Consider the following 1538-nt stretch of genomic DNA (forward strand, 5'->3'; position numbering starts at 1 on the left):
GTCATGCCCCGCACCCTGCACGCCTCGATACCGTCTCACCACGTCGATTGGACTTCGGGGCAGGTCAAGCTCCTGACGGACAACGAATCGTGGCCGGCGAGCGCACGGCCGCGTCGGTCCGGTGTGTCCTCGTTCGGCATCGGCGGCACCAACGCCCACGTGATCCTGGAGGCGGCCCCGGCCGCCGAGGACGCGTCGGCCGACGCCGTCGCCCTGCCCGCCCTGCCCCAGGCGCCGGAGGCCCCGCCGGTGGTGGATGCGCCGATGGTGCCGTGGGTGCTGTCGGGACGCAGTGGAGCCGCGCTGTCGGAACAGGCGGCGCGCCTGCTCGCACGCGTCCGTGACGCGGGTGACCTGGACCCTCGGGATGTGGGGTTCACGTTGGCCGGGGGGCGTGCGGTGCTGGAGCACCGGGCGGTGGTGCTCGGTGAGGGGATGTCCGAACTGACCGAACATCTGGCGGAGTTGGCTGGTGGTCGGGTGGCGGCGGGTGTCGTGACCGGTCGTTCGGCGTCGGTGTCGTCGGGTGTTGGTTCTGGTGTGGTGTTTGTGTTCCCGGGTCAGGGTTCGCAGTGGGTGGGTATGGCGCGTGAGTTGTTGGATTCTTCGCCGGTGTTTGCGGGGCGGATGGCGGAGTGTGGTGCGGCGTTGGAGCCGTTTGTTGATGGGTGGTCGTTGCTGGATGTGGTGCGTGGTGGGGATGAGGGGGTGTTGGGGCGGGTTGATGTGGTGCAGCCGGTGTTGTTCGCGGTGATGGTGTCGCTGGCTGAGTTGTGGATGTCGTTGGGTGTGCGTCCGGCTGCGGTGGTGGGTCATTCGCAGGGGGAGATTGCGGCTGCGTGTGTGGCGGGTGGTTTGTCGTTGGGTGATGCGGCGCGGGTGGTGGCGTTGCGGAGTCGGGCGATTGTGCGGTTGTCGGGTCGTGGCGGGATGGTGTCGGTTCTGGCGTCCGAGGAGCGGGTGGCGGGCCGGTTGTCGGCTGGGTTGCAGGTTGCTGTGGTGAATGGTCCGGAGCAGGTGGTGGTGTCGGGTGCTCCGGATGAGTTGGATGTGTTGGTTGCGGGGTGTGAGGCGGATGGGGTTCAGGCGCGTCGGATAGCGGTGGATTATGCGTCGCATTCGCCGCAGGTGGAGGAGTTGAGGGGTGAGCTCCTGGAGGTGTTGTCGTCTGTTGTGCCGCGTAGTGGTCGGGTTCCGTTGTTCTCGACGGTGTCGGGTGGGGTGATCGACACGGCGGTGATGGGTGCGGAGTACTGGTTCACGAATCTGCGGGAGACGGTCCGGTTCGATGCGGCTCTGGATGCGTTGCTGGCTGCGGGGCATCGGGTGTTCGTCGAGGCCAGCCCCCACCCCGTCCTGCTCGGAGCGGTGACGCAGTACGCGGACCACCTCCGTGCGACCGGAGTGACCGCGACCGGCACCCTGCGCCGCAACGAGCCGGAAGAGACGCAGCTGTTGCGCGGTCTCGCCGAGGTGTTCGTCGCCGGTGTGGATGTGGACTGGTCGCCGTGGGTGGCGGGCGGGCAGCTCGTGGAGCT

The 1538-nt window shown here is 68.1% G+C and carries 1 protein-coding gene; it reads left to right on the forward strand.

Features of this window, described 5'->3' with window-relative positions:
* Positions 1-1538: acyltransferase domain-containing protein (locus tag ACWFRU_RS42395; RefSeq protein ID WP_453694200.1), on the forward strand; the 1538-nt coding region annotated here is incomplete at both ends.

The organism is Streptomyces sp. NPDC055099 (genome assembly GCF_053607685.1).